Genomic DNA, 1,615 nt, shown 5'->3' with positions numbered 1-1,615 from the left:
TGCGGCAGCGGGAGGCGGCGGCTCGTCGGGGTCGGCTCACGGACGTGGTGGATTTCCTGGTCGCGGAGACGGCGGTGGACGCGCGGCAGCCGGCGTAGCCGCGTCGTGGTGGCGGATGCCCCTGCGAATCGCCGTGCGCGACCCGGCCACCACCGACGAGTTCACCGTCGTGGTGGCGGGGATCCTGGGGCCATGGTGGGGTCAGCGCTCGCGGTGTAGTTCCCGGGCGAACCAGGCGCGCAGGGGTGTCACGTGGCGGTCGGGGCGGCGCCATTCGGCGAGCAGGTCTTCGAGCAGGTGGAGTTCGTCGACGAGGGTGTCGCCGTGGTAGCGGCGGATGACGGGGTGGATGAAGGCGCTTTCGGCGGCGCGGTCGGGTTGGGGGTGGCGTTCGATGGCGAAGACGTCGCCGTAGTCGTCGCGGCCCCAGCGGAGGCTGACGGTGTAGTAGTGCGGGTGGTCGTGGAAGCGGGCGCGGACGTGGTCTTCGGGCAGGTCGGTGTAGTGGCGTAGCTGGCCGTGGGGGTCGACGACGAGGGCGTCGCAGAGGAATTCGAACTGGGTCCAGAGGGCGGAGCTCCAGTTGACCCGGTCGAGGACGAGGGTGGTGAGGGTGTCGGGGTCGGGGTCGACGAGGGTGTGTGGCAGGGGTACGCCGTCGTAGCGTTCGCGTAGCAGGGCGGTGAGGGTGCGCAGGTTGTAGCGGAATCCGTCGATGAAGGCGGAGGAGGCCTTCTTGAGGTCGCGGTCCTGGGCGAGGGTGCCGGCGAAGTAGAGGCCGTCGATGTTGGTGGACTGCCAGTCGCCGGTGGTGGTGGGCATGCGGCCGCTGGGGACCATGTCGGGTCGGCAGGCGGGGTCGAAGGGGCTGGTGTCCATGGTGAAGCCGGAGCAGCGCAGGACGGTTTCGTAGTCCATGACGGCGGTTTCGCCGTCGGCGTGGGTGTAGGTGAGGTGCACCTGGTAGCGGTTGTCGAGGGGGCGGATCTCGTCGATGACGCAGTCGAGTACGGAGTGCAGGGTCTTGAACTGGTAGCTGTCGAGGACGGCGCCGTGGTGGCCGCGGACGTCTCCGGGGTGTTTGGTGTTCCAGGCCAGGCGTAGTGGGCGGGGGCTGGCGAGGTGGATCATGGCGGCGTGGCCGAGGATCGCGGAGGCGGTTTCGAACGCGGAGTTGCCCTTGCCGAGGATGAGGACGCGTTGGCCGGCGTAGGCGGCGGGGTCGGTGTGCATGTCCTCGTAGCCGGTGGCGTGTTCGATGCCGCGGATGTCGGGGATGTTGGGTCGGCCCCAGCCGGTGGCGACGATCAGGCAGTGGCAGTGCAGGACGCGGTCGGGGGTGTGGACGAGGAAGCCGTCGTCGAGGCGTTCGATCCGGTTGGCGGGGGTGTCGAAGCGTACGGCGAGTTGGTGGTAGCGCTGGAAGTCGGTGAGGTAGCGCACCATGTCGTCGGCGTGGGGGAAGTATTCGCTGCTGTACTTGGCGAAGGGCAGGTCGGCGGGTTCGTGCAGCAGTGAGTTCCAGTCCCAGCGCAGGCGGATCTCGGGGTCGGTGCTGGTGGTGTGGACCTTGTTGAGGGAGATGAGCCGGCGGTGGCGGGGGAAGTGGCGGAAG

Annotated in this window: 1 protein-coding gene; it reads right to left on the bottom strand. The window is 69.0% G+C overall.

The genetic code is table 11. The annotated features are described in order from the left end of the window. Positions 1-201 precede the first annotated feature (201 nt). On the bottom strand, positions 202-1,615 hold a 1,414-nt coding region (locus F6X68_RS32550), incomplete at its 5' end, for an NAD(P)-binding domain-containing protein (RefSeq protein ID WP_151457821.1).

Source organism: Micromonospora sp. AMSO12t (assembly GCF_008806585.1).
Taxonomy (GTDB): Bacteria; Actinomycetota; Actinomycetes; order Mycobacteriales; family Micromonosporaceae; genus Micromonospora; species Micromonospora reichwaldensis.
The sequence above is the reverse complement of the archived record's forward strand: the minus strand, read 5'-3'. Positions and strand labels throughout refer to the sequence as shown.